Origin of the sequence: Cyanobium sp. Aljojuca 7D2, assembly GCF_024346415.1 — a bacterium.
Lineage (GTDB): Bacteria > Cyanobacteriota > Cyanobacteriia > PCC-6307 > Cyanobiaceae > Cyanobium_A.
On sequence record NZ_JAGQCX010000004.1, the window covers coordinates 1 to 24,321 of the forward strand.

A 24,321-nucleotide genomic window follows, 5' to 3' on the forward strand; every position below is an offset into this window, starting at 1 on the left:
GCTTTGCGACTCGTTGCTGTTCGTCCCAAAAGCCTCTCTGTCCCTCCTTTGCCTGCAAAATTCTTGCTCGATTATAATCAACAAATCCCGAAGATCAAGTGCCCTGGCAATTTTTCGAGGTACCCTTAAAAGAATCCATTCATCAACATCTTCGCAACAAAGGAGCCCACGATCTCAAAGTGATGACCACAGAACATTCAGCTGAGCCATAGCTCAGGACTTCAGGGCGCGGGTTTCACAGCGGCGGCGGCGGCGGCGGCCAGCAGCTCCAACACCTCGTGGTCACTGAGCTGGTTGAATGTTTCGTACCACAGTCCTACCGCTTCAAGCTGATCGACGATCGCCAAGGCTTCGAGGTGATCCACCAACTGGGACAACTCCCGGGCCACTGTGCGGTCAACCACGGGTACGGCCAAGGTGAGGCGGCTCGGCTGAAGCTGATGCAGCGAGAGCAGGGCCGCCCGAACCGTCATCCCGGTGGCGACACCATCATCAACGACGATCAGGTGGCGGCCTCGGAGCGCTTCGGGCAACGGATCGCCAAACAGCCGCTGGCGCCGCAGCAATTCCTGCTGCTGCGTTTGCAACCATCCCTGCTGACGCGCCATGCTCTCGCGGAGCTCGGCAGCATGGCCATTGCGCCACACCGCCACGCCACCATGGGCGATGGCGCCGATTGCCAGCTCCGGCCACTGGGGATCTGCCACCTTGCGCACCGACCAAGTGGCCACAGGGCAGTGCAGAGCCTCAGCCACCGCCACAGCCACCGGAACCCCGCCGCGGGGCAGGGCGATCACCCAGTTGTCGTGCCGTTGGCCAGCGCTCACGCGCAGGCGCTCAGCCAGGGCCAGACCAGCCTGATGACGATTGCTCCAGAGGGGCGGATGCACGGCCATGGTCAACCCGATTGAGCGGTCGGCGTCAGGTTGTCGAGAAACCAATCACGGGCCAGCTCAGCCGCCCGTTGCAGCGCGCCGGGTTCTGCAAACAGATGGGTGGCACCGGGCACCACCTCCAGGTGGTGCCGAGCCTGCAGATGGGCCGCTGCCCAGGTGTTGAGCTCAAGCACATCCAGATCCGCCCCACCCACGATGAACAACGTTGGGCAGGACACATCAGGCAAGGCATTGAACGCCAGGTCGGGGCGGCCACCCCGCGAGACAACCGCCGCCACATGGTCGGAGCGGGCCACCGCCGCGTTGATGGCAGCGGCAGCACCGGTGCTGGCGCCAAACAAGCCCACGGGCAAGCCCTCAAGCTCGGTCTGCTGAAGGGACCAGTCAATGGCTCCCGCTAAACGCTGGCTCAATAAGGGAATGTCAAAACGTAGAGAATCGTTGCCGCGATCGCACTGGTCTTCCTCGGCCGTGAGCAGATCAAACAGAAGGGTGGCCAGCCCTGCCTCCACGAGCCGATCCGCCACAAAACGATTGCGGCTGCTGAAGCGACTGCTGCCACTGCCATGGGCAAAGATCACCAACCCGCGGCAACGGTTGGGCCGAGTCAGGGTGCCAGCCAAGTCGGCCGCCGCTGCATGCACCGTGACGGAGCGTTCGATTGCCGCCATGGAGGCCATGTCTCGTTCTCCTGCCTGGCCCGTCCAACAGCGGTCCGGTCCAAGGATGGGGCCCATCTACCGGCCTGGCCTGCCGTGCGGCCACTCCACCGCAAACCTGCCGCACGCCCCGCAGAAAAGGCCCAATCGCCAGGGGCTCTCAGCCAGATTGTCAGCCCTTGGCCGGTGGCCCGCCCAGGGAATTCTCGAGCAGATAGGCCGCCAGATTGGACAGGGAGCGTCCCTCCATCGTGGCCCGCCGCTCCAGAGCGACATAGAGGGAAAAAGGAACCGTGACCGACAGTCTGTTGGGCTTTAGAAATGCAAATTGATCACGATCAAAGCCAGCCATCTGTATGCGGAAGAAACCTAACCCTATAGCCAGCTCAGACTGAGTGCAAGAGCCCGATCTAATTAGAGATCAGCAATCCCGCATGACATAACAGGGCAGGGCAGGGCAGGGCAGGGCAGGGCAGGGCAGGGCAGGGCAGGGCAGGGCAGGGCAGGGCAGGGCAGGGCAGGGCAGGGCTACATGCGGTTCCTCGTGTATTTTTCTCCTGTAACTATTCGAAATCTGGAATTAATCCAAAGCTCGGCAGTCAGGCCGGGTGAATTGCTTTGCGCCCCAATCCAAGAACTAGGCAATCGCTGTAGCAACCACTACCGGAAAACCGGGATCGGCAAGAATGACGGCGCAAGCCACCTCCAAGCGGGTCAGCGGAATCCGGCTCAGCGCGACTGACCAACAAGTCGCACGGCCTGCCGCCAGAGGCACATCAGGGCAAGGTCAGCTAGGACGGATGCACCTTCTTCTCTGGCCATGCGCCCCATCGCTGTAGGCCCCCGGCTGCTCGCCCTCTGTGCAGCCATCGCCCTACTCCAGCCTGGCCTGGTCCAGGCCGACCCAACAGCCGCCCAGAAGGCTCCCACCCGCGGCACCGCCGAATACAGCTCCACCCTCTCCGAGGTGGACTCCTGCAACCAGGCCCAATCCCGCATTCCCCCGAACGCCACGGTCACGGCCATGCGCGTCTCGACGGCCATCAGGGGGGAATACGGCACCTTCACCTGTCGGGTGAAGTGGAGCCTGTCACCCTCCGCAAAGCCCACCTACCGCCCGATTCTGTTCTCTCCTTCGGCGTGAGCCGCCCCCTTCCTTCGCCATGTCTCGCCACCAATCCCTTCACTTCGTTCTGGAACAGCTGGAAGACGGCTGGATGCTGGAAGCTGAGCACATCACCAAGGACGGCCAGGGAGACTGGATGCTGAACCACGACCAACTTGAGGAGCTCGCCAACCTCCTCCGGCAAGCCCTCAGCTAACTGGACTCCGGTTGATTCGCCTGCGGCCACCCCCCTCCTACGCCTGTGGCCACCCCTAAGCCTCCATGCCACCCAAAAAACAACCCTCCCCCCGCACGGTCAAGCTGCAAATCCTCGGTGCCGTGTTTGTGCCGATGGGACTGCTGGGGCTATGGCTCCACTCCCAGGGCTTCTGGTGAGCCTCCAGCGACGGCACCTCGCCGTCGTGATCCCGACAGCGGCGTGCAGAGGTGGTGCACCGCATGAATCACCACACCCCAAATCAGCAGATCTGGGTCTTCACCTTGCAAGGCAATCGCGGCGGTTGTTGCATCACTCGCCACCAGGCACCACTGGGCGGGACGTCCCTCAAGCCGACGCAGCACAAAGCGTCCCTCATGCACCGCCACCACGGTGGAGCCTGAGCGCGGCGCCACGCTGCGATCCACCACCAGCAGATCACCGTGATGGATGCCGTCGCCGCGCATCGCATCACCATCCACCCGCATCAGGAAGGTGGAGCTCGGGCGGGGCATCAGAATGCCGTTGAGGTCGATAGCCGCCTCGACATAGTCGTCGGCAGGACTCGGAAACCCCGCCGCCACCGACTCCACCGCCAGGGGCAGCTGCAGGGGCCCATCCCCCTGGCGCAAGGGGCCCAACCAAATCAGATCGCTGGTGGGGGCACAGGCCATGGCCGCCACCCTCCGCAACGCAACAGGCGCAATAGTACATCTGAACCAAAGCCGGGCGTCAGTCGCCGCAGCCCCGCCGCACCACCTCAGCCCGCAGGGCCGTGAGAGCGGCGGCATCGGGCAGCTGCGGCGCAAACAGCAAGGTCCAGGCCAACGGCACATCCTCAGCCTCCAGGGCCGCTTCGATGGCCGCCAACCAGGCCAGGGAGCTCTGAGCGAGGGAGCGGATCAAGGCGGCGGTGCTCGCCATCCGTTCGGCGGAGGCGCCCACCAAGTGCACATGGGCAAAGGCCCCCTCCGGAGCCTGCTCGGGTCGCAGCCGCAACAGCACCACTTCGCCAGGGGTGATCGGCTCCAAAGGCCAGGCCAAGGGAACCGGGAGAGCCTCCCCCGCCGCCGCCAGCTGCCGCCACACGGGCCGCCCCCGGCGCTCAATGCGCAGCTCCAGCAGCGGTTCAACCACCACCAGCTGGGGACTCGGCGTGGGCACCACACCCGCGGCATCCCCTTCCTCCACCGCTTCCACCCGGGGGGACACGACACAGACCGCCACCGGATCAACCGGGCGCTGCAAGGCATACCCCGGAGCGGTGAAAGCCACCCCCAGGAACGTCAGGAGCGCAAAGGGGATGGATCGTCTGATCAACCGAATCCGCCGAACGCCGTGGCGGAGCACAACAGCAGCACCCGCAGCCTGCATGAACGATCTGAATGAACTGTCTGCATAAACGGGCAGAACTTCGCGGACCAGCAAGCCGGGTTGGCATCAACCATAGGGAGCGATTGACGCAGCGACATCCCTGGCCGGACGTTTGCAGGACGGCGCGCAGCATTTGCAGCGGAACGCAAAAAACGCCGTCTCACAGAAGCTGGGGGCGCCGCCCTAAGAGGCCTGCAGGGCTCCGCCGCAGCTGGAGCCACCACCGGCGGTGCAGCCAAAACAGTGGTCGGCCACCGCAATCGGATCGCCCTCGGGATCGCGCTCAAGCAGCTCCCGCAGATGCCGCCGGGGCTGCCCTGGCTCCGCCGCAGCCAAACCAAGCTGCTGGTTGAAATCGCAATCGAATAGCCAACCCTGCCAATCAACGCTGATCAGGGAGCGGCACATGACCTGGGCGAGATGGTCGGGACGATGCTGGGCCTGCAGCAGAGCTCGGTAGGACTCCAGCTTTCCCTGGGCCTGGAGCCAGCTGGCAAACCGCTGAATCGGCATGTTGGCCAGGGCATAGAGGCTGTTGAACACCACCCCGAAGTCGGCGGCGAGCACGCGCTTGTACTCCGCTTCCAACTGGGCCTGGGGAGGCGGCAGCGTCGGCCCCTGGGGGTTGTAAACGAGGTGCAGCTGCAGGCCACTGCCGGGCTGGCCGTAGCCAAGCCCGTTGAGCTGCTGCAGCGCCGCGATGCTGCGGGTAAACACACCAGAGCCCCGCTGGCGATCAACGTTGTCGGCGGAATAGCAGGGCAAGGAGGCCACCACCGTGACGCCCTGATTCGCCAGGAAGGGGGCCAGGTCGTGCTGGCCAGGTTCCGACAGGATCGTGAGGTTGCAGCGATCGATCACCTCCACCCCCAGCCGCCGGGCCGCCACCACCAACTCCCGAAACTGGGGATGGAGCTCGGGGGCCCCACCGGTGAGATCGAGGCAGGCCAGCCCCCGGGCGGCCAGCACCGGCGGGATCAGGGCAAGCGTGGCCGGATCCATCATTTCGGTGCGGGTCGGCCCCGCATTCACATGGCAGTGGCTGCAGGCCTGGTTGCAGCGGTAGCCCAGGTTCACCTGGAGGGTGGAGAGGGGGCCGCGCCAGAGCGGCGGGAACAGACTCGAGAGCAGGGGCTGATGCATTCCTGAAGCGACCATCCTGCCGTCTCCCGATGACCGACCATGGTGGGTCGCTTGCCCCGAGTTTGCGATGTTGCAGCAGCCCCCACGCGGCTACGTGACCCTGGCCTGGCTGGGCCTGGTGGCCAACGCCCTGGCCATTCCCCTGGGCCTGGCGGTGATTTTGCTGGATCCCACCTGGCGGGTGACCAACATTGTGGTGGGTGCCAGCGCCGTGCTGCCAACAGCCGTGGTGGGCCTGGTGGCCTCGATCGCCCTGCTCAAGTGGCGCGCCTGGGGACAGATTCTGGCGATCGTGGCGCTGGCCATGGCCCTGGCTGTGGGCTTGCCCTACGGCATCGTGCGCCTGGTGCTGCTGAGTGAGGGACGGCTGCTGACGGCGGCGCTCTCCGCCCTGCTCTGGGCGGCGACCACGGCCGCACTGGTGTATTGGTGCCGACCCAGCATCCGGCGCTACCTGATCTGAGGCCGAGTGCCCCAGGGCGGTTATCGGAATTTTGGTAGCAACAGCTACACGAAAGGGCCGGGGCGCGGCAGTGTGATGAAAGCCATCCGAACGGCACCTCCCATGCCCAGCCCCCAGCGCTTCGCCGCCCTCCAGCAGATTCAACGGCGGCGGCCAGCGGCGACGGCAGCCGCTGCCCCATTCGGGGAGCTGTGGGCAAGCGATGTGTTCACTCTCGAGAAGATGAAGGAGGCGTTGCCCGGACGCATCTTCAAATCGATCCAGCGCACGATCCGCGAGGGCGGCAAGCTCGACCTGTCGCTGGCCAATGCCGTGGCCGACGCCATGAAGACCTGGGCCACCGGCCGTGGCGCCCTCTACTACGCCCACGTTTTCTATCCGCTCACCAACTCGACTGCCGAGAAGCACGACGGCTTCATCTCGCCCAAGAGCGATGGGCGGGTGATCACCGAATTCACGGGCAAGCTGCTGGTGCAGGGCGAGCCCGACGGCTCCTCCTTCCCCAACGGCGGCATCCGCTCCACCTTCGAGGCCCGCGGTTACACCGCCTGGGACATCACCAGCCCCGCTTACCTCATGCAGACCCCCAACGGGGTCACCCTCTGCATTCCCACGGTCTTCGTCTCCTGGACCGGTGAGGCCCTCGACAAGAAAACCCCCCTGCTCCGCTCCAACGCCGCCATGAATCGGCAGGCCCAGCGCCTGCTCCGCCTCCTCGGTGAAACCGATGTGGCTCCCGTCAACTCCAGCTGCGGCGCCGAGCAGGAGTACTTCCTCGTTGACAGCGCCTTCATCTCCCTCCGCCCCGACCTGCTCCTCGCCGGACGCACCCTCTTTGGCGCTCCTCCCGCCAAAGGGCAGCAGTTTGACGACCACTACTTCGGCGCCATCCCCGAGCGGGTGCAGGTGTTCATGCAGGACGTGGAGCGCCAGCTCTACCGGCTCGGCGTTCCCGCCAAGACCCGCCACAACGAAGTGGCACCCGGACAGTTTGAAATCGCGCCCTTCCACGAGGCCGCCAACGTCGCCACCGACCACCAGCAGCTCACCATGACCGTGCTCAGGAGCACGGCCAAGAAGCACGGGTTCACCTGCCTGCTTCACGAGAAGCCCTTTGCCGGCATCAACGGCAGCGGCAAGCACGTCAACTGGTCGATCGGCAACGCCACCCAGGGCAACCTGCTCGACCCCGGCCAGACCCCCCACGACAACCTCCAGTTCCTGCTCTTCTGCGCCGCCGTGATCCGCGGCGTCCACTGCTACGGCCCGCTGCTGCGCTCGGTGGTGGCCACGGCCGGCAACGACCATCGGCTCGGCGCCAACGAAGCACCGCCGGCAATCATCTCGGTGTACCTCGGCAGCCAGCTCGAGGATGTGTTCAATCAGATTCGTGAGGGCAACCTGCAGACCTCGGCCAAGGGTGGCGTGATGGCCCTGGGGGTCGACACCCTGCCGGAGTTCACCAAAGACCCGGGCGACCGCAATCGCACCTCACCGTTTGCCTTCACCGGCAACCGCTTTGAATTCCGCGCCGTCGGCTCCAACCAATCGGTGGCCGGCCCCCTGGTGGCCATGAACACCGTGCTGGCCGATTCGATCGGCTGGATGGCCGACCAGCTGGAGAGCCAGCTCAACGCCGGGATGGCCCTGAGTGAAGCGGCCTTCCACGTGCTGCAACAGGTGATGCGCGAGCACGGCGCCGTGGTGTTCGGCGGCGACGGCTACTCCAGCGAGTGGCACCGCATGGCCGTGGAGCAGCGGGGCCTCGAAAACCTGCGCACCTGCGCCGACGCCCTGCCCGTGCTGCAACGGCAGGAGGTGCGGGAGCTGTTCGAGCGCCAGGGGGTGCTGAGCCCGGTGGAACTGGAGAGCCGCTTCGAGGTGTACAGCGAGCAGTATGTGCTCGCCATCGAAGTGGAGGCCAAGCTGGCCCTGCAGATCGCCCGCACCCAGGTGTATCCGGCGGCGGTGCGCTACCTCGGCGAGCTGGGCACGGCGTTGCAGGAGCAGCAGGCGATGGGTCTCCATCCCAACCTCAAGCTGCGCAACCAGCTGGGCGAGCTGCTCGAGCAGCTCAACAACGGCTGCGATGCCCTCGAAGAGGCCCTCAGCGGCGGCAGTCACGGCGAGGGGGCTGACCACACCGAAGCCCACATGCGCCACTGCGCCGACACCCTGATGCCCCTGATCGGCGCCCTGCGTTCGGCGGTGGATGGCCTCGAAGGCCTGGTCGACGACGACCTCTGGCCGCTGCCCAGCTACCGGGAGATGCTGTTCGTGCGCTGAGGGGCCCGCCGCGCGTGGCGCCCGACACCGAAAGATGTTGTGAAGGTGACAGTTCCGATCTGTCACACAGACCATGATGCAAGCAAGGAGTAGTGCAGACAGACATGGCATCACCGCTAACCCAGACCGTGCGACCCCCCTTCGCCAGCCACGTGCGGCACTACCGTCTCGTCGACCGCCAGGGGGCGCCCCATCCGGTGCTGGACGATCTCTACGAATCGCTCGATGCGGCCTGGAGCGAGGCGATGGGTTGGTGGCAGGAGCACTGCGGTGGCAACCAGGAGCCCTGCGAGATCGGCGTGGAGGTGAGCACGGCCAGTGGCAACTGGCGCACCTTGCGCTTTCCAGGCTGCTGAGCTCACTGGCGCGCCAGCTCCGGTCGGTCCTGCTGGTGCTGGTGATGGTGCTGCCAGTGCTCGCCCTGACGCTGGAGGCTCCGGCAGCCCAGGCGCTCCAGCTGGCGCCCATTCAGGCCTGCAGCCCGCTCAACGAGCGGCAGGTGGAAGGCTGGTTTGACCTGTGGAACGACGCCCTTGCCAGCGGTGATCCGGCCCAGGTCGCCCAGCTCTACGACAGCCACGCCCTGCTGCTGCCCACCCTGTCGGCGCAGCTTCGCGACACGCCCGAAGCCATCACCGACTATTTCGCCACCTTTCTGGCCCGCCATCCCAGCGGCACGGTGACTCACCGTCAGATCGAGCTGGGCTGCAACCTGGCCGTGGATGAGGGCACCTACCGCTTCGCCCTGCACGACCCCGAGGCCCAGGTCGACGCCCGCTACACCTTCGTCTACGGGAGGCGAGAGGGGGAGTGGCGGATCCTGCACCACCACTCCTCCCTGGTGCCCAGCTGATCTGCTGCAAAACCGACCAGCGGAATGGATCAGTTCACCTGCACGCCCTTCCAGAAGGCCACCCGGCCGCGGATGTTGGCGGCGGCCTCCTTGGGCTCGGGATAAAACCAAACGGCATTGGCGTTCACCTGGCCATCCACCACCAGGTCGTAGTAGTGGGCCGTGCCCTTCCAGCCACACACCGAGGTGTGGGAGGAGGGGCGGATGCAGCTGGGGTCGAGGGCGTCGGCAGGGAAATAGGCGTTGCCATCCACGCTGACGATGTCGTCGCTGCGGGCAATCACCCGACCGTTCCACTGGGCTTGCATGGGGCTTGGGGCGCAATCAAGGGTTGATTGTGGCAAGCGCCGGCGGCGGGGCTGGAGGTGGCAGCAGGAGCGGCAGGTGCGGCGTGGGATCCAGGGCCAGCAACTCCGCGCCCTGACGGCGCAGTTCGAAGTGCAGGTGGGGGCCCGTGGCCGAGCCGGTCATGCCCACCGTGCCCAGGGGTTGCCCCTGCTCAAGCCAGGCGCCGCTGAGCACCGTGGCTTCATGCAGGTGGGCATACAGCGTCTGCCAACCCTCGCCATGGTCGAGCAGCACAGTGGTGCCGTAGCCACTGATCGACTCCACCAGCAGCACCCGTCCGGCCCGGGAGGCGAGCACTGCCGTGCCCTGCCGGGCCGCCAGATCAATGCCGGTATGCAACCGCCACGCCGAGCGGCGTTCCGAGTAGCGCCAGCCCCAAGGGTCCAGGCTTTCGGCCAGCTGGGCCAAGGGATAGGCCAGGGGCGGCGGCGCGGGATCCGGATCTGAGGCCCGCAATGCACCCAGGGCCACCGACCCGACCGATCCAGGACGCAGCACATCCGGCACTGAAACGTGGCGCGGCAGCTCCTGGGGCATCGGCAGCAGCAGCGCCTGGGGCTCCGCGCTCTGAGCGCGCAGCGACGACTGGCCAGCCACCGCGGCCAGAAGCAGCGGCAACAGCAAGGGCCAGCTCCGGTGGGTCATGGCTCAGGGGATCGGGCTCAGCGCCAATCGGGGTCGTAGATCCGCAGGGTGCCAAATCCCACCGGCGCTGGCGAGGGGTTGGGGCCAGCGGGGTAGGCCGTCACCTGAAACATGTAGGTGTCGGAGAAGGCTGGGTTATTCCAGGGCTTGAGCACCACCGTGAGCGTGGCCCCAGGCGGAACGGGCTCTGGGAAGCTGAGGGTGAAGCGGCGCGCAGCGCTGTCGAACTGGGCCTGCACCGGCACGCGGGGGCCCTGCTGACGCGGCCGGCCCAGGAACGCGGAGGTGCGATCAACAAAGAACGGAAAGCGGGTGTCGACGCCGCGGGTCTGCTGAATCGTTAGGCCGCCGAGGGCTGCCCCCGCCTCCGGATCGAGCGTTATCGTGAAGTAGTACTCCGCACGGGTCTGCCAGATGGTGGTGTAGTAGCTCACCAGGTCCACCTTCCAGGGGGGCTTGGTGAAGTAGGTGGCACCCTGGAGTTCCAGAGCCCGAGCGGCGGGAATCACACCCGGCCCCAGAACGGGAGCCCCGGCAACGCAGCTGGCCAGGGCACAGCCGAGCGCAACGGCGACACGTCGAAGACGGGGCACAGGCACCAGGGCTTTAGGCGGCTGGGAAAACGCTAGAGGCGGCCTGCAGAAATGGCTGGGGGTCCTGGTCGCGGCGATGGGCCACCGGAATGGGCGGGCCCTGGGCGGTGCCGTCCTCGGGATCGAGGCCGGCGGTGGCCTCCAGGGCCTGACGGAGGCGCCGGGCCGCATGCAGGGGCATGTCCCGCGGCACGCTGATGCGATCGCGCAAGTAGCGCAGGGCGGCCGCGCTGCCGGCCGCCGGCACCAGGCGCTCGCCCCAGCTTTGGGGTTCGCCACGCCTTTGCGTTTCGTCACGGATCAGGGCAGTGAGGGCGGTGCGCAGGGGCTGGTCGAATCCGGCCGCCCCCAGGGAGCTGCGCGCCAGGATCGCTTGCCGGTGTTTGAGCACCCGAGCAAGGGCTACCGCCGCCGCATCGGAGGGTTCGCCGTGGCTGGTTTCCGGATCGGGTGCATCGATCGGCCAGGGGCCCTGATCGATGCGGGCGGCCAGATCGCGCTGCGCTGGCGTGCCACTGGCGTAGCAGCCGCCCATCTGGGGCGGGAGATCGTGGGCGTGGGTGTGGAAATCGCTCTGGGTGCCGCGGTAGGTGGAGCGCTGCTCCAGCGCCGCAAACCAGCGATCGATGGCCGGGTGATCCCGGCGCAGCAAAAAGCCCTTGTAGTAGGCCAGGCTGGCCGCCATCCTCTCCACGTAGGGCACGAACACCAGATCAGCCGTGCTCAGCTCCCCCAGCAAGAACGGCCCGGGGTGTTGGTCGAGCGCCTGCTCAAATGCAGCAGCAATGCGCTGAAAGGCCGCCTGGGCCGAGGCCTCCTGCTGCGGACGGAGGCCGGGGCTGCACAGCCACTGGCACCAAGCGCGAAACAGCACCCGCTCGAGCTGGCGCAGGGGCAGCACAGCGGGGTCGGCCATGCCCGGGCCCAGGCTGCCGAAGGCTCCTTCGAGGGCCTCAAGAATGCGGTCGCTCTCGGTGATCAGCCGGCCATCAAGCTCCAGGGCAGGCAACATGCCAGACGGCACCAGCTGCCGAAACCAGGCCTCCTTCTCGCCGTAGCAAAACATGGTGACCTTGCGGATCCGGTAGGGGATCCGCTTTTCCTCCAGCCACAGCCACACCTTCTGGCAGTAAGGGCACCAAGCGTGGTGATCGCGAAACAAGGTGACCCTCACCGCCTGCTCCGGCTGGCCAAACAGACGCAGGCGAGCCTGGGCGCTGGTGGGACCGTTGACAGGATCGGCTGGGGGCGCCGCCAGACGTTCCAACTCGTGCCAGCTCAGCCCTGCGTTCGCCATCGGCGCCATCCCCATCCCTGCACCAGCCTCGGTTCTAGTGGCTCACAGCAGCGAAGGTGCCTTCCCTAGGCTGGCACTCAACTTTTCGACGATGCAATTCGATGTTCGACGCCTTCACCAAGGTTGTTGTCCAGGCTGATGCCCGTGGCGAATTCATCAACGCCGGTCAGATCGACGCCCTCGCATCGATGGTGGCTGAAAGCAACAAGCGCATGGACACGGTGAACCGCATCACCTCCAACGCTTCCGCCATCGTCACCAACGCGGCTCGCGATCTCTTCGATCAGCAGCCCGCCCTGATCGCACCCGGTGGCAACGCCTACACCCATCGCCGCATGGCTGCTTGCCTGCGCGACATGGAGATCATTCTTCGCTACGTCACCTACGCCATCTTCACCGGCGACGCTTCCGTGCTGGAAGACCGCTGCCTGAACGGCCTGCGTGAGACCTACCTCGCCCTCGGCGTGCCCGGCGCTTCCGTGGCAGAAGGCGTGCGCAAGATGAAGGACGCCGCTATCTCGATCGCCAACGATCGCAACGGCATCACCCCCGGCGACTGCTCCGCCCTCATGAGCGAAGTTGGCACCTACTTCGACCGCGCTGCTGCTGCAGTCGGCTGATTAGCTGAAGCCAGCTGATTGGCTCCAGCCAGCCGAGCTCGCCTGAGCCCGGTTGGCTGGTTTTTTAATGGCGGACTTGCCAGCCTGAATCAATCCAGGGTGGCGTCGCCGGTTTCGCCTGTGCGGATGCGGATCGAGGCCTCAACAGGCATGACGATGATCTTGCCATCGCCCACTTCCCCGGTTTGAGCGGTGCCTTTGATCGCCTCAATCACCCCAGCCATGGCTGAGTCGGTGACAACGGTCGTGATCATGACCTTGGGCAGCAACCGAGCCTCCACCTTCACGCCGCGATAGACCTCGGTGTGCCCCATTTGCTTACCGAAACCCTGCACGGAGGTGACGGTCATGCCATTGATGCCGAGACTCACCAGCGCATCCTTGACAGCATCAAGCTTTTCGGGCCGGATGATGGCTTGAATCTGTTTCACGCGATACCAATGCTGATCTCCCCCTGTTTAGCCACGACCCGATCGCAGTTCTGTAGCAACCGCAGCTGAGCGATGGCCCTAGCTCGGTGGCGAAACACTCCATAACAATCTCCCGGGTGGCGCCATTCACGGCGACCGCCAAGGGATCCAATCGCTGAGAGCAACGGCTTCGCACGACGCCGGCGGGGGCCGGAGCGCGATTTGGTATCAAAACAAACATCTCATCCTCCTGGAAGCGCGCATCCTTCATTGCGAAGGGATTTCGACGATCCCCAACCTGAGCAGCTGTCCCTCTGATCTGCCCATGACCATTGCTTCCACCCCTCCAAGGCGCAAGCGCCTTCAGGAGGCGAGCCTGACTGAAGCGCCACTGATGCTCCTGCGCAACTTGCGCGGGTTGGCCTCCGGCCGCTCCATGGTTTGGCTTGCCTGCGTGCCCTTGGCCCTATTTGGCCTGGGTGTTTTTAACCTGTCTGCCCATGCAGCGGAGCTCCCCGAGCTCACCCCAGCCTTCCTCGCCAACAACCTGTTTCTGCTGGTTTGCGCGATTCTGGTGATCTTCATGAACGCCGGCTTCGCCATGGTGGAGGCGGGGATGTGCCGACAAAAAAACGCCGTCAACATCCTGGCCAAGAACCTGATCGTGTTCGCCCTGGCGGTGACGGCTTACTGGTTCATCGGCTACAAGATCATGTACAACGCCGACTGGGTCATTCCTGGTTGGTTCAAGTTTGGTGGAGTGTTCTTTGACCCGACCGTGACTCCAGAAATGGTCACAGACGGCAGTCTGGTTCCCAGCATCGACTTCCTCTTCCAGGCCGCCTTCGCTGGCACCGCCGCCACGATCGTCTCCGGCCTCGTGGCGGAACGAATCAAGTTTGGCGAGTTCGTGATTTTCTCGTTGATCCTGGTGGGCGTTGTCTACCCGATCACGGGCAGCTGGCAGTGGAACTTCCCCGATGACGCCGGTCTCGGTGGTGGTTGGCTGAACAGCCTTGGCTTCATTGATTTCGCCGGCTCCACCGTGGTGCACTCCATGGGTGCCTGGGCTGGTCTGATCGGCGCCATCCTGCTTGGCCCACGGATCGGCAAGTTTGTGGGTGGCAAGCCCCAAGCCATGCCTGGTCACAACCTGGCCATCGCCACCCTCGGCTGTCTGATCCTCTGGATTGGCTGGTACGGCTTCAACCCCGGCTCCTGGTTGTCGATGGGCGTCGAGGTGCCTTACATCGCCGTCACCACCACCCTGGGTGCTGCCGGCGGCGGCATTGCCGCAACCGTGATCTCCCAGATCCGCGGCGGCAAGCCCGACCTCACCATGACCATCAACGGCATCCTGGCCGGCCTTGTGAGCGTCACAGCCGGATGCGATGCCGTCTCCATGCCTGCCGCCTGGGTGATGGGATTCATTGGTGGTGTGATCGTGGTGTTCTCCGTGGCCTTCATTGATGGCCTCAAGATCGACGATCCCGTTGGTGCGTTCTCCGTGCACGGCAGCTGCGGGATCTGGGGCACCCTGGCCGTGGGCCTGTTCAACACCGACAAGGGTCTGTTCACCGGTCACGGCTTCTCCCAGTTGGGCATCCAATTCGTTGGTGCTCTTTCCTACGCCGTTGCCACCATCGTTGCTTCGCTGATCATCTGGTCCATCATTGGAGCCCTCTTCGGCGGCATTCGTGTCACCGAGAAGGAAGAGATCGAAGGTCTCGACATTGGCGAACACGGCATGGAGGCCTACCCGGACTTCGCCGCTACGGCCAAGTGAGTCGCGCTTCAGTAGCGCTCCTCCTTCCCCCCTGAGCCCATCCACCGGTTCAACCATCTGCCCGCGGCACGCCGCGGGCTTTTTTATTGGCACGCCGCTCGGCGGATGTGGTGCCCGAGGCGAACCCTGCCTACGGTCCAGTCAGTCGTGCGCCGCCAGCTCGCCACCATCTCGCCATGGTCGAAAGCCTCACTCTCGACGAGCTGAGCAGGCAATTTGAGGCTGATGCCCCATTGGATGGCGACTTCCTGGTGCTGACCCTCGCAGCGGCGCTGATCGCCAGCCTGGGCCTGCTGGCCAACAGTGCCGCCGTGGTGATCGGGGCGATGGTGATTGCACCCTGGATCCTGCCCCTGCGAGCCATGGCGTTTTGGATGCTGCAAGGGCAGCTGGCCTTGGCGGGCAAAGCCCTCCTGACCCTCAGCATCGGCATCGGACTCACGGCCCTGCTCTCCGCCATGGTGGGCCTTGGGGTGGGCATGCCGCTGTTGGGGCACGAGGTGACGGCCCGCACGTCCCCAAACCTGCTCGATCTGGGCATTGCCCTGGTGGCGGGTGCTGCTGCGATCTACGCCAAGGTGCGCAGCCGAGCCGTGTCCTCGCTGGTGGGCACCGCGATCGCCGTGGCCCTGGTGCCACCGGTGTGCGTGCTGGGACTGCTGGTTTCAGCCGGCGAATGGGAAGGCGCCCGGGGGGCTGGCCTGCTCTTTGCCACCAACTTGCTGGGCATCCTCAACGGCGCCCTGATGATGCTGGCCGTGAGCCAACCGCAGCTGCGAAAGCGCTTGTGGCGCAGTCGGATGGGCTGGGTGAGTTTGTTGTTCACGGCTCTGCTGGTGCTCCCGTTGAGCAGCAGTTTTGTGCAACTGGTGCGCCAATCCCAGCTGCAGCTCGAGCAGCAGCGGATTGAACGGGCCATCGCCAAAAGCCTGCAGACCAAGACCCTCACCATCGGCCGCCATTCCCAGTTGGTGGGCGTCAGCATCGACTGGAAAAAAACGCCACCGCTGATCCGCGCTTCCGTGCGGGTGAGCCAATCCAACCTGCCGACCCCGGCCCAGGTGGCGGCAGTGCAGAGCTTCATCAACAACCAACAGCCCAAGCGCTACCGACTGGTGGTGCAGCGCAGCGCCATTGACATCGTTGGCCCTGAGCCTGAGCCAATCCCAGTCCAGCCCAGCCGAACCAAGCCGTGATCCTGGGGGCCTCGCGGACGGCACAGCCGGCTGGATCATCGAGCGCGTCACTCCCTGAGGCTCAGGCCTCTACAACCACAAGGTTGCTGCCATGGCGCGATGAACCGGCACCTCGCCAGCTGGCTCAGGCCCTTGCACCTGCCCTGGTTGCTGCCGTGGCTGCTGGGTCTGCTGCTGGCCCTGAGCCCACTGAGCGCGCCCGCCACCCCCGGGCCATCCCAGCCCAACGGAGCCACGCTGGAGGTGTTTGTGCGCGAGGGCTGCCCCCACTGCACCCAGGCCAAGGCCTTCCTTCCCGAGCTGCAACGGCAGCACCCAGACCTGATCATTCGGCTGCGGCCGCTCGACACCGACCCCACGGCCCTTGCCGACCTGCAGCACCATGCGGCCCGGGGGTGCCCACCTTTGTGCTGGGGAACAGGGTTCTGGTGGGATTCGACGGGCCGGCGGGACGAGGCCGGGAGCTACTGGAGCTGATCGCGCGCCAGAAGCACCCCCAGGGGTTGCCTGATCTACAGCGGCTGGGACTGCCGGCCTTCACCTTGGCCCTGGGGCTCCTGGATGGCTTCAATCCCTGCGCGATCTGGGTGCTGCTGTTTTTGCTGTCGCTGCTGGTGCACTGGCGCGATCGCCGGCGCCTGGCCCTGGTGGCGGGCACCTTCGTGCTGGTGAGCGGGGCGGTGTATTACGCCTTCATGGCGGCCTGGCTGAATGTGTTTCTGGTGCTGGGCCTGAGCCGCCCGTCGCAACTGCTGCTGGGCAGCATCGCCCTGCTGATCGGCCTGGTGAATCTGCGCGATGCCAGCCGGCAGAGCGGGAGCTACACCCTGGCCATTCCCGAGGCAGCCAAACCCGGGATCGTCACCCGGATGCGCAAGGTTCTGCAGAGCCGCGCCCTGGCTCCAGCCCTGCTGGGAGTGGCGATGCTCGCGGTGGTGGTGAATCTGGTGGAACTGCTCTGCACCGCAGGCCTGCCGGCGGTCTACACCGCCGTGCTCAGCCAACAATCGCTGCCGGCTTGGGCCCACTACAGCTACCTGGGTCTCTACATCCTCGGCTACATCGCCGATGACGCCCTGATGGTGACCCTGGCGGTGTGGGCCCTCGGCAACCAGCGCCTCAGCGCAGCCGCCGGCCGTCGGCTCAAGCTGGTCAGTGCCGCCGTGATGCTGGGCCTCGGCCTGGTGCTGCTGCTGCAACCCGGCTGGCTGATCTGAGGGGCTGCTGAAGCGCAGCCGCTGGGATGGTGAGCTGCTGCTCACTCCAGTGGGCCAGCAACGCCGCCAGCAGGGTTGAACGATCGCCGCGAAAACGAAGCATGGGAGCCCGAACGAAAGGCAGCCTCGATGCTGGCTCCACCAGCCCGAGCGCCCTGCTGCTCTCGCCACCACCTCGCGCAACCAATGGCACAAAAGCCCGTTCCCACCTGCCAGGAGCAAGCGCTGGTGCTACACCGTGACCAACCCCTGGCCATACCCCACCAGCCACGCGAGCAGCTGTTGCCCATGAAAGAACTGACCAGCGCCATCAACCACCACCTGGCGGCGGAATTTCAGGCCAGCCACAGCTACCTGGCCATGTCGATCTGGCTGCGGGAGAAGGACCTGGCAGGGTTTTCGGCCTACATGCTTGAGAAGAGCAATGAGGAGCGCGGCCATGCCGCCCGGATGATCGCCTACCTGGTGGACAGCGACGAGCAGGTGGAACTCCCCACGATCGACGCTCCCGAACGCAGCTGGCCCTCGGTGCAGCAGCTGTTCGACCAGGTGTACGACATGGAGAAGGGGGTGACGGCCTCGATCAACCGTCTCTACTCGCTGGCCGAAAAGCTGAGTGAGCGCAGCGCCACCGCCATGCTCGATTGGTTTGTGGCCGAGCAGCTCCAGGAGGAAGCGGAGGCTCGCTTCGTGTGCAAGCGGTTGCGGCTGGCTGGCGACAACAGCGCCGCCCTGCTCCTGCTCGACCAGCAGTTTCTGGAAGGCAATGCCCTCGCTCACGTGAAAGGCGGCCTCAGCGGAGCCAATGGGGCCTGAGCAGAGCCGCTAAGGACTGTGACCCTCGTCAGACGCCCCTGAGCGCGCTCCCTACGTTGCGAGCAGTGGGATCAGGCAGGCGAGCACCATGACCGAACTCGGCAAGTGCCCCTTCAACCACGGCGCAGCAGCGGTGGCGGGCCGCGGCCCCGCGCCGCGCGACTGGTGGCCCCAGCAGCTCAACCTCGGGATCCTGCACCAGCACAGCCCGGCCTCCAATCCGCTCGGTGAGGCGTTTCACTACGCCGAGGCCTTTGAGCAGCTCGACTACGCCGGCCTCAAGCGCGACCTGATCGCGCTGATGACCGACTCCCAAGACTGGTGGCCCGCCGACTGGGGCCACTACGGCGGCCTCTTCATCCGCATGGCCTGGCACAGCGCCGGCACCTACCGCACCGCCGATGGCCGCGGCGGCGGCGGCACCGGCAACCAGCGCTTCGCGCCGATCAACAGCTGGCCCGACAACGGCAACCTCGACAAGGCCCGCCGGCTGCTGTGGCCGATCAAGCAGAAATACGGCAACCAGATCTCCTGGGCCGACCTGATGATCCTTGCCGGCAACTGTGCCCTGGAATCGATGGGTTTCCAGACTTTCGGTTTCGGTGGCGGCCGTGCTGACATCTGGCAGCCGGAGGAGGACATCTACTGGGGCAACGAGACCACCTGGCTGGGGGATGCCCGCTACAGCGGCGATCGCGAGCTGGAGAACCCTCTGGCGGCCGTGCAGATGGGTCTGATCTACGTGAACCCGGAGGGCCCCAATGGCGAGCCCGACCCGGTGGCCTCCGGCCGCGACGTGCGCGAGACCTTCCTCCGCATGGCGATGAACGACGAGGAAACGGTGGCCCTCACCGCCGGCGGCCACACCTTCGGCAAGGCCCACGGCGCCGGCAGCGCCGAGCTGCTGGGCCCCTCTCCCGAGGGGGCACCGCTGGAGGAGATGGGCCTGGGCTGGCGCAGCCGCCACGGCAGCGGCAAGGGAGCCGATGCCACCACCAGCGGCATCGAGGGCGCCTGGAAACCCAACCCCACCCGTTGGGACATGGGCTATTTCGAGATGCTGTTTGGCTACGAGTGGGAGCTGATCAAGAGCCCCGCCGGTGCCTGGCAGTGGCAAGCGAAAGACTGCCGCGAGGAGCACCTGATCCCCGACGCCCACATCCCCGGGCTCAAGCACCCGCCGATGATGACCACGGCGGATCTGTCGCTGCGCTTCGATCCGATCTACGAGCCGATCTCGCGCCACTTCCACCAGCACCCGGAGGCCTTCGCCGATGCCTTCGCCCGCGCCTGGTTCAAGCTCACCCACCGCGACATGGGGCCCAAGGCCCTCTACCTCGGTCCTGAAGTGCCCGCCGAGGAGCTGATCTGGCAGGACCCGATTCCGGCGCTGGATCACCCCCTGGTGGACGGGGCCGCCATCGCCGATCTCAAGGTGCGCGTGCGGGCGTCGGGGCTAAGCACCGCCGAGTTGGTGAGCACCGCCTGGGCTTCGGCCTCCAGCTTCCGCGGCTCCGACAAGCGTGGCGGCGCCAACGGCGCCCGGGTGCGCCTGGCCCCGCAGAACAGCTGGGCCGTGAACCAGCCCGAGCAGCTGCAACGGGTGCTGGCCGTGCTCGAGGGCATCCAGCAGGCGTTCAACGCCTCCCGCTCAGGTGGGGTGCGCGTGTCGGTGGCAGATCTGATCGTGCTGGCGGGTGGCGTGGGCGTGGAGCAGGCGGCCGCCGCCGCGGGCATGCCGGTGGAGGTGCCGTTCACGCCGGGCCGGATGGATGCCAGCCAGGAGCAAACGGATGCGGCCTCGTTTGCGGTGATGGAGCCCCAGGCCGATGGCTTCCGCAACTGGCAGAAGGCTCCGATGAGCGTGACCGCCGAGCACCTGCTGCTGGACCGGGCCCAACTGCTGGGCCTGAGCGCTCCGGAGATGACCGTGCTGGTGGGCGGCCTGCGGGTGCTGGGTGCCAACAGCGGTGGCGTGCGCCATGGCGTGTTCACCGAGCGGCCGGGGGTGCTGAGCAACGACTTCTTCGTGAACCTGCTCGACATGGCCACCAGCTGGAGCCCCGTCGACGAGAGCGGCGAGCTGTTTGAGGGGCGGGACCGCCGCAGCGGGCAGCTGCGCTGGAGCGGCACCCGGGTGGATCTGGTGTTCGGCTCCAACTCCCAGCTGCGGGCGATCGCCGAGGTGTATGCCCAGGGCGATGGCGCCGGGCGCCTGGTGTGCGACTTCGTGGCCGCCTGGGTGAAGGTGATGGAGGCTGATCGCTTCAATATCCAGCGCTGAACCCAAGCAGAGCGCAGGGAGACGCCAGACATCAATCCGCGAAACCGAGAATTACTTTAACGCCTTTATGCGGCTATAGTCATTCTATTGCCGCTGGATCCCAATGGCTGTCGCCTCTGCGCCCATCTCCCTGGCCGCCGCCGCCGGGGGCGGCGCGCTGCTGTTCCGCCAGCTGTTTGATGTCGACACCGGCACCTTCACCTACCTGCTGGTCGATGTGCCCAGCGGCGAGGCGGTGCTGATCGATTCGGTGTTCGAGCAACACCACCGCGACCTCTCCCTGATCCGCGAACTGGGCATCACCCTGGTGGCGTCGATCGACACCCACGCCCATGCCGACCACGTCACCGGCAGCTGGCTGATGCACCAGGCCACAGGCTGCGCCATCGGCCTGGCCGCGGCCGCCCGCGCCGAAAACGTCACCCTGCCCCTGGCCCATGGCGATCGCATCCGCTTCGGCGGGCGGCACCTGGAGGTGCGCAGCACCCCCGGCCACACCGATGGCTGCCTCAGCTTCGTGCTCGACAACCACACCATGGCCTTCACCGGCGATGCCCTGCTGGTGCGGGGCTGCGGCCGCTGCGACTTCCAGCAGGGCAACGCCCACACCCTGTGGCGCTCCATCACCGAGCAGCTCCTATCGCTGCCGGAGGCCTGCCTGCTCTATCCCGCCCACGACTACACCGGCCGCAGCGTCACCTCCGTCGCGGAAGAAAAGGCGTTCAACGCACGGCTCGGCGGCGCCGCCACCGAGCGGGATTTCGTGGGCCACATGGAGAACATGAAACTGCCCCACCCCCACAAGATCGCCGAGGCCCTGCCCGGCAACATGCGTTCTGGTAAGCCGCGCGACCAAGCCGCCCCCGAAACCTGGGCACCCCTGCAGCGCAGCTATGCCGGTCTGCCGGAACTCAGCCCAGACTGGCTGGCCGATCACAGCAGCAGCGTGACCGTGGTGGACGTGCGCTCAGGCGAGGAGTTCAACGGCCCCGACGGCCGCATCCCGGGCAGCGTGCTGTTGCCGCTGCCCGACCTGGACAACCGCAGCCACGAGCTGCCCGCGGATCGCCCCGTGGTGCTGGTGTGCCATTCCGGCAGCCGCTCAGCCCTCGCCACCCAGCAGCTGCTCAAGGCCGGCCGCCAGCAGGTGGCCAACCTCCGCGGTGGCATCAGCCGCTGGGAGGCCGACGGCTATCCGATCGAACGCCTGACCAGCAACTGAATCGTCTCCCTCTGCTCCGTTCCCTCCTCCGCCTTGCAAACCATGAGCCCCAGCATCAGCGCCCACGATCTGGCCGAACAGCTCCACTCCCAGCGCGTTGCCGTGATCGATGTGCGTGAGCCGATGGAATACGCCAGCGGCCACATCGCCGGCAGCCTCAACGTGCCCCTCGCACGCCTGCACCTGGCCAACCTGCCCCGGGGCCCGCTGGTGCTGGTGTGCCAGAGCGGCCAGCGCAGCAGCAAAGGTGTGCAAAACCTCCTGCAGCAGGGCTATTCCCACCCCGTCAACGACCTGGCGGGCGGCCTGCCCAGTTGGCAGCAGGCAGGCCTGCCGGTGCGCGCACTCAAGAATGCCCCCCTGCCATTGATGCGTCAGGTGCAGATCGCCGCCGGCTCGCTCGTGCTGCTGGGCCTGATCCTCAGCAACACCGTGGCCCCCGCCTGGATCCTGCTCAGCTGGTTTGTCGGGGCGGGACTGGTGTTTGCCGGCGTGAGTGGCTTCTGCGGCATGGCGCGCCTGCTGGCGGTGATGCCCTGGAACAAAGTGGACCTGTAATGGATCCCTCCAGCCTCGCCCTGTTGGCAAGCGGTGGTGTTCTGATCGGCTTTCTGCTCTCGGTGCTCGGTGCCGGTGGCTCGATCCTGCTGCTGCCCTTGCTGGTGAGCGGCGCGGCCCTGCCCACCCGGGAGGCCGTTCCCCTCTCGCTGCTGGTGGTGATGCTGCTGGCCCTGGCCAACCTGGGGCCTTACTTGCGCCGCGGCCAGTTCGCCCCCCGTCCAGCCCTGATCCTCGGCCTGCCGGCCCTGGCGGGCAGCTGGGTCGGCGGCAGCTGGGTGAAAGCGGGCCTCATTCCCGAGCCAGTGCAGCTGGCCATTTTCGCCCTCGCCGCCCTGGTGGCCGCCTGGCTGCTCAGCCGCCGCACCCTGGTGGCCAACGCCGATGGCATCCGGCGCACCCAGCCAGTGGCCCTGGCCATTCAAGGGGTGCTGGTGGGACTGCTCACCGGCATCGCCGGGGTGGGCGGTGGCTTTGCCATCGTGCCGGCCCTGGTGCTGCTGGCGGGCCTGCCGATGGCCCTGGCCAGCGGCACCAGCCTGCTGCTGATCGCCGTGAATGCCCTGGTGGCGCTCGCAGCCGTGGGCCACTGGCCCGCCGCCAGCCTGCCGCTGATGGCTCCCCTGTTGGTGGGCGGCGCCGTTGGGGCGGTGGTGGGCCAGCGGCTAGCTCCCCGGCTCAGCGACCGCCTCCTACGCCATGGCTTTGCGCTGCTGCTGCTCGGCACGGCTGCCCTCACCGGCGCCGAGGCTTGGCGGCGCCAACACCTGCCCACCGAAGCCGCCATCACCTGGCCCTCCCTCCCCCCATCAGCCGTAGCACCCCATTCGCCATTCTGTTTTCCTGATTTCCCACGCCCTCCCCGCCATGAGCAACCACTTCGATCTGATCGTGCTCGGCGCCGGCTCCGGTGGCCTGGCTGCCGCCAAACGCGCCGCGAGCTACGGCGCCCGGGTGGCGATCGTGGAGGGCGACCGGGTGGGCGGAACCTGCGTGATCCGCGGCTGTGTGCCCAAGAAGCTGCTGGTGTACGGCTCGGCCTACCGGCACCTGCTGGCGGATGCCACCAGCTATGGCTGGGAGGTGGGCGACGTGCGCCTCGATGCGTCCCGTTTGCTCGCCAACGTGCGCACCGAGGTGGACCGGCTCAACACCCTGCACCTCGGGTTTCTGGAGAAAGCCGGCGTGGAGCTGGTGCGGGGCTGGGGCCGCTTCAGCAGCGCCACCAGCGTGGTGGTAACGGGCGCCGACGGGAGCGAGCGCGAGCTCCAGGGCCAGCGGATCCTGATCGCCGTGGGCGGCCGGCCCCAGCGCCCCGAGATCCCCGGCGCAGAGCTGGGCTGGCTGAGCGACGACATGTTTGAGCTGGAGAGCCTGCCCGAGCGGGTGGTGGTGGTGGGTGCCGGTTTCATTGCCTGCGAATTCGCCGGCATCCTCAATGGCCTGGGCGTGCAGGTGACCCAGCTGGTACGCGGCGATCACCTGTTGCGCGGCTTCGATCGCGAGGCCAGCGAGGCGGTGCGTGCCGGCATGGAAGCAGGCGGCATCGAGATCCGCTTCACCCACTCGCCCGCGGCGATCACCGGCCAGTGCGCCCCCGGCGAGCTCAGCGTTACCACCCAAAGCGGCGAATCGATCGCCTGCGGCGGCGTGCTGCTGGCCACCGGCCGCAAGCCCTTCCTCAAGGGCCTCAACCTCGAGGCCGCCGGCGTGGCGGTGGAGGGCAGCCGCATCCCGGTGGATGCCGATCAGCGCACCAACGTGCCCGGCATCTTTGCCGTGGGCGATGTAACCGACCGCATCAACCTGACGCCGGTGGCCGTGGATGAGGGCCGCGCCTTCGCCGACACGGAGTTTGGCCACAAGCCCCGCCAGGTGGACCACAGCCTGGTGGCCTGCGCGGTGTTTTCCCAGCCGGAGCTCGCCAGCGTGGGGCTCACCGAGGAGCAGGCGATCGGCCGCTGCGGTGCCGATGGGATCAAGGTGCACCGGGCCCGGTTCCGGCCGATGAGCCAGGCCCTGCCGGCCCGGGATCCCAAGGTGCTGCTCAAGCTGATCGTGGACACCGCAAGTAACAAGGTGCTCGGCTGCCACATGGTGGGCGAGCACGCCGCCGAGATCATCCAGATGGCCGCGATCGCCATCGGCATGGGCGCCACCAAGGCCGACTTCGACCGCACCATGGCGCTGCACCCCTCGGTGGCCGAGGAGTTCGTGACGATGCCGAATTGATTGCCGCACGCCTTGCCGCTCGATGCCGAGGCCACCGCCTCCGCCGGGAGCGACCCGATCGGCTGGCTGGCTGAAAACAGCGAGGACCCACCTGCGCTGGG

At 66.5% G+C, this 24,321-nt stretch carries 27 protein-coding genes and 1 pseudogene; 17 read left to right on the forward strand and 11 right to left on the reverse strand.

Going from position 1 to position 24,321, the window contains the following annotated elements; all coding sequences use genetic code 11:
- Positions 1 to 221: 221 nt before the first annotated feature.
- The 3 genes from KBY57_RS05440 to KBY57_RS05450 all read right to left on the reverse strand — a co-directional run bounded on the left by KBY57_RS05440 (position 222) and on the right by KBY57_RS05450 (position 1,907).
- Positions 222 to 896, reverse strand: a complete 675-nt coding sequence (locus tag KBY57_RS05440) for a phosphoribosyltransferase (protein ID WP_254994886.1) — start codon at positions 894 to 896, stop codon at positions 222 to 224.
- Between the two features lie 2 nt (positions 897 to 898).
- A complete protein-coding gene (locus KBY57_RS05445) occupies positions 899 to 1,567 on the reverse strand; it encodes a dienelactone hydrolase family protein (RefSeq protein ID WP_254994887.1) in 669 nt (222 codons plus the stop codon).
- A gap of 160 nt (positions 1,568 to 1,727) precedes the next feature.
- Complete coding sequence (locus KBY57_RS05450) at positions 1,728 to 1,907, reverse strand: ribbon-helix-helix domain-containing protein (RefSeq protein ID WP_094559932.1); 180 nt, start codon at positions 1,905 to 1,907, stop codon at positions 1,728 to 1,730.
- Positions 1,908 to 2,375: 468 nt separating this feature from the next.
- Here KBY57_RS05450 and KBY57_RS05455 point away from each other — a divergent pair, with 468 nt between their 5' ends.
- Positions 2,376 to 2,699, forward strand: a complete 324-nt coding sequence (locus KBY57_RS05455; protein ID WP_254994888.1) for a hypothetical protein — start codon at positions 2,376 to 2,378, stop codon at positions 2,697 to 2,699.
- Positions 2,700 to 2,718: 19 nt separating this feature from the next.
- The gene (locus KBY57_RS05460) at positions 2,719 to 2,877 is read left to right on the forward strand and encodes a hypothetical protein (RefSeq protein ID WP_254994889.1); all 159 of its coding nucleotides are present in this window, start codon (positions 2,719 to 2,721) and stop codon (positions 2,875 to 2,877) included.
- A 149-nt stretch (positions 2,878 to 3,026) separates the two neighbouring features.
- Here the strand turns inward: KBY57_RS05460 and KBY57_RS05465 are convergent, their stop codons facing one another.
- The 3 genes from KBY57_RS05465 to arsS form a co-directional block, all read right to left on the reverse strand.
- Positions 3,027 to 3,551, reverse strand: coding sequence for a LexA family protein (locus KBY57_RS05465; protein ID WP_254994890.1), 525 nt, complete (start codon positions 3,549 to 3,551; stop codon positions 3,027 to 3,029).
- Positions 3,552 to 3,609: 58 nt separating this feature from the next.
- The gene (locus KBY57_RS05470; RefSeq protein WP_254994891.1) at positions 3,610 to 4,152 is read right to left on the reverse strand and encodes a hypothetical protein; all 543 of its coding nucleotides are present in this window, start codon (positions 4,150 to 4,152) and stop codon (positions 3,610 to 3,612) included.
- Between the two features lie 282 nt (positions 4,153 to 4,434).
- Positions 4,435 to 5,394: an arsenosugar biosynthesis radical SAM (seleno)protein ArsS gene (gene arsS, locus KBY57_RS05475; RefSeq protein WP_254994892.1), complete on the reverse strand. Its 960-nt coding sequence runs from the start codon at positions 5,392 to 5,394 to the stop codon at positions 4,435 to 4,437.
- 67 nt (positions 5,395 to 5,461) lie between these two features.
- Here arsS and KBY57_RS05480 point away from each other — a divergent pair, with 67 nt between their 5' ends.
- The 4 genes from KBY57_RS05480 to KBY57_RS05495 all read left to right on the forward strand — a co-directional run bounded on the left by KBY57_RS05480 (position 5,462) and on the right by KBY57_RS05495 (position 8,996).
- Positions 5,462 to 5,857, forward strand: coding sequence for a Hepatitis C virus core protein (locus KBY57_RS05480; protein ID WP_409996413.1), 396 nt, complete (start codon positions 5,462 to 5,464; stop codon positions 5,855 to 5,857).
- Positions 5,858 to 5,959: 102 nt separating this feature from the next.
- Complete coding sequence (locus KBY57_RS05485) at positions 5,960 to 8,143, forward strand: glutamine synthetase III (protein WP_254994894.1); 2,184 nt, start codon at positions 5,960 to 5,962, stop codon at positions 8,141 to 8,143.
- A gap of 104 nt (positions 8,144 to 8,247) precedes the next feature.
- Positions 8,248 to 8,499 carry a hypothetical protein gene (locus KBY57_RS05490; protein ID WP_254994895.1) on the forward strand — a complete coding sequence of 84 codons (252 nt, stop codon included), beginning with the start codon at positions 8,248 to 8,250 and terminating at the stop codon, positions 8,497 to 8,499.
- Positions 8,500 to 8,543: 44 nt separating this feature from the next.
- Positions 8,544 to 8,996: an SgcJ/EcaC family oxidoreductase gene (locus KBY57_RS05495; RefSeq protein ID WP_254994896.1), complete on the forward strand. Its 453-nt coding sequence runs from the start codon at positions 8,544 to 8,546 to the stop codon at positions 8,994 to 8,996.
- 29 nt (positions 8,997 to 9,025) lie between these two features.
- On the opposite strand, the gene KBY57_RS05500 is transcribed toward KBY57_RS05495, so the two are convergent.
- The 4 genes from KBY57_RS05500 to KBY57_RS05515 are packed head-to-tail and all read right to left on the reverse strand — an operon-like array spanning position 9,026 to position 11,888.
- Positions 9,026 to 9,304, reverse strand: a complete 279-nt coding sequence (locus tag KBY57_RS05500; RefSeq protein ID WP_254988887.1) for a DUF427 domain-containing protein — start codon at positions 9,302 to 9,304, stop codon at positions 9,026 to 9,028.
- Positions 9,305 to 9,320: 16 nt separating this feature from the next.
- Entirely contained in the window at positions 9,321 to 9,989 is a 669-nt protein-coding gene (locus KBY57_RS05505; RefSeq protein WP_254994897.1) for a M23 family metallopeptidase, read from the reverse strand.
- A gap of 17 nt (positions 9,990 to 10,006) precedes the next feature.
- Complete coding sequence (locus KBY57_RS05510) at positions 10,007 to 10,588, reverse strand: DUF2808 domain-containing protein (protein WP_254994898.1); 582 nt, start codon at positions 10,586 to 10,588, stop codon at positions 10,007 to 10,009.
- Positions 10,589 to 10,595: 7 nt separating this feature from the next.
- Positions 10,596 to 11,888: a glutathione S-transferase family protein gene (locus tag KBY57_RS05515; protein WP_409996414.1), complete on the reverse strand. Its 1,293-nt coding sequence runs from the start codon at positions 11,886 to 11,888 to the stop codon at positions 10,596 to 10,598.
- A gap of 92 nt (positions 11,889 to 11,980) precedes the next feature.
- Between KBY57_RS05515 and KBY57_RS05520 the strand changes: the two genes are divergently transcribed.
- Positions 11,981 to 12,499 (forward strand): phycocyanin subunit beta, encoded by a 519-nt coding sequence (locus KBY57_RS05520; RefSeq protein WP_254994901.1) that lies wholly within the window; start codon positions 11,981 to 11,983, stop codon positions 12,497 to 12,499.
- Positions 12,500 to 12,588: 89 nt separating this feature from the next.
- On the opposite strand, the gene KBY57_RS05525 is transcribed toward KBY57_RS05520, so the two are convergent.
- Positions 12,589 to 12,930, reverse strand: coding sequence for a P-II family nitrogen regulator (locus KBY57_RS05525; protein WP_254994902.1), 342 nt, complete (start codon positions 12,928 to 12,930; stop codon positions 12,589 to 12,591).
- A 304-nt stretch (positions 12,931 to 13,234) separates the two neighbouring features.
- On the opposite strand from KBY57_RS05525, the gene KBY57_RS05530 reads away from it, so the two are divergent.
- From KBY57_RS05530 to gorA, 10 genes and pseudogenes are all read left to right on the forward strand, one after another.
- Positions 13,235 to 14,695 carry an ammonium transporter gene (locus tag KBY57_RS05530; RefSeq protein ID WP_254994903.1) on the forward strand — a complete coding sequence of 487 codons (1,461 nt, stop codon included), beginning with the start codon at positions 13,235 to 13,237 and terminating at the stop codon, positions 14,693 to 14,695.
- A 176-nt stretch (positions 14,696 to 14,871) separates the two neighbouring features.
- Positions 14,872 to 15,891, forward strand: coding sequence for a DUF389 domain-containing protein (locus tag KBY57_RS05535; protein WP_254994904.1), 1,020 nt, complete (start codon positions 14,872 to 14,874; stop codon positions 15,889 to 15,891).
- A gap of 99 nt (positions 15,892 to 15,990) precedes the next feature.
- Entirely contained in the window at positions 15,991 to 16,368 is a 378-nt protein-coding gene (locus KBY57_RS05540) for a DsbA family protein (protein WP_254994905.1), read from the forward strand.
- The gene (locus KBY57_RS05545; protein ID WP_254994906.1) at positions 16,320 to 17,108 is read left to right on the forward strand and encodes a hypothetical protein; all 789 of its coding nucleotides are present in this window, start codon (positions 16,320 to 16,322) and stop codon (positions 17,106 to 17,108) included. The genes KBY57_RS05540 and KBY57_RS05545 overlap by 49 nt, the downstream gene beginning before the upstream one ends.
- 288 nt (positions 17,109 to 17,396) lie before the next feature.
- Positions 17,397 to 17,924: a ferritin gene (locus KBY57_RS05550; RefSeq protein ID WP_254994907.1), complete on the forward strand. Its 528-nt coding sequence runs from the start codon at positions 17,397 to 17,399 to the stop codon at positions 17,922 to 17,924.
- An 88-nt stretch (positions 17,925 to 18,012) separates the two neighbouring features.
- The gene (gene katG / locus KBY57_RS05555) at positions 18,013 to 20,208 is read left to right on the forward strand and encodes a catalase/peroxidase HPI (protein ID WP_254994908.1); all 2,196 of its coding nucleotides are present in this window, start codon (positions 18,013 to 18,015) and stop codon (positions 20,206 to 20,208) included.
- Between the two features lie 103 nt (positions 20,209 to 20,311).
- Entirely contained in the window at positions 20,312 to 21,430 is a 1,119-nt protein-coding gene (locus KBY57_RS05560; protein ID WP_254994909.1) for a rhodanese-like domain-containing protein, read from the forward strand.
- A gap of 42 nt (positions 21,431 to 21,472) precedes the next feature.
- Entirely contained in the window at positions 21,473 to 21,988 is a 516-nt protein-coding gene (locus tag KBY57_RS05565; protein WP_254994910.1) for a rhodanese-like domain-containing protein, read from the forward strand.
- Positions 21,988 to 22,710 (forward strand): annotated as a pseudogene (locus KBY57_RS05570) (sulfite exporter TauE/SafE family protein); the annotation flags it as partial. The gene KBY57_RS05565 and the pseudogene KBY57_RS05570, both read left to right, overlap by 1 nt.
- Before the next feature lie 145 nt (positions 22,711 to 22,855).
- Positions 22,856 to 24,220, forward strand: coding sequence for a glutathione-disulfide reductase (gorA, locus tag KBY57_RS05575; protein WP_254994911.1), 1,365 nt, complete (start codon positions 22,856 to 22,858; stop codon positions 24,218 to 24,220).
- The last annotated feature ends 101 nt before the right edge of the window (positions 24,221 to 24,321 follow it).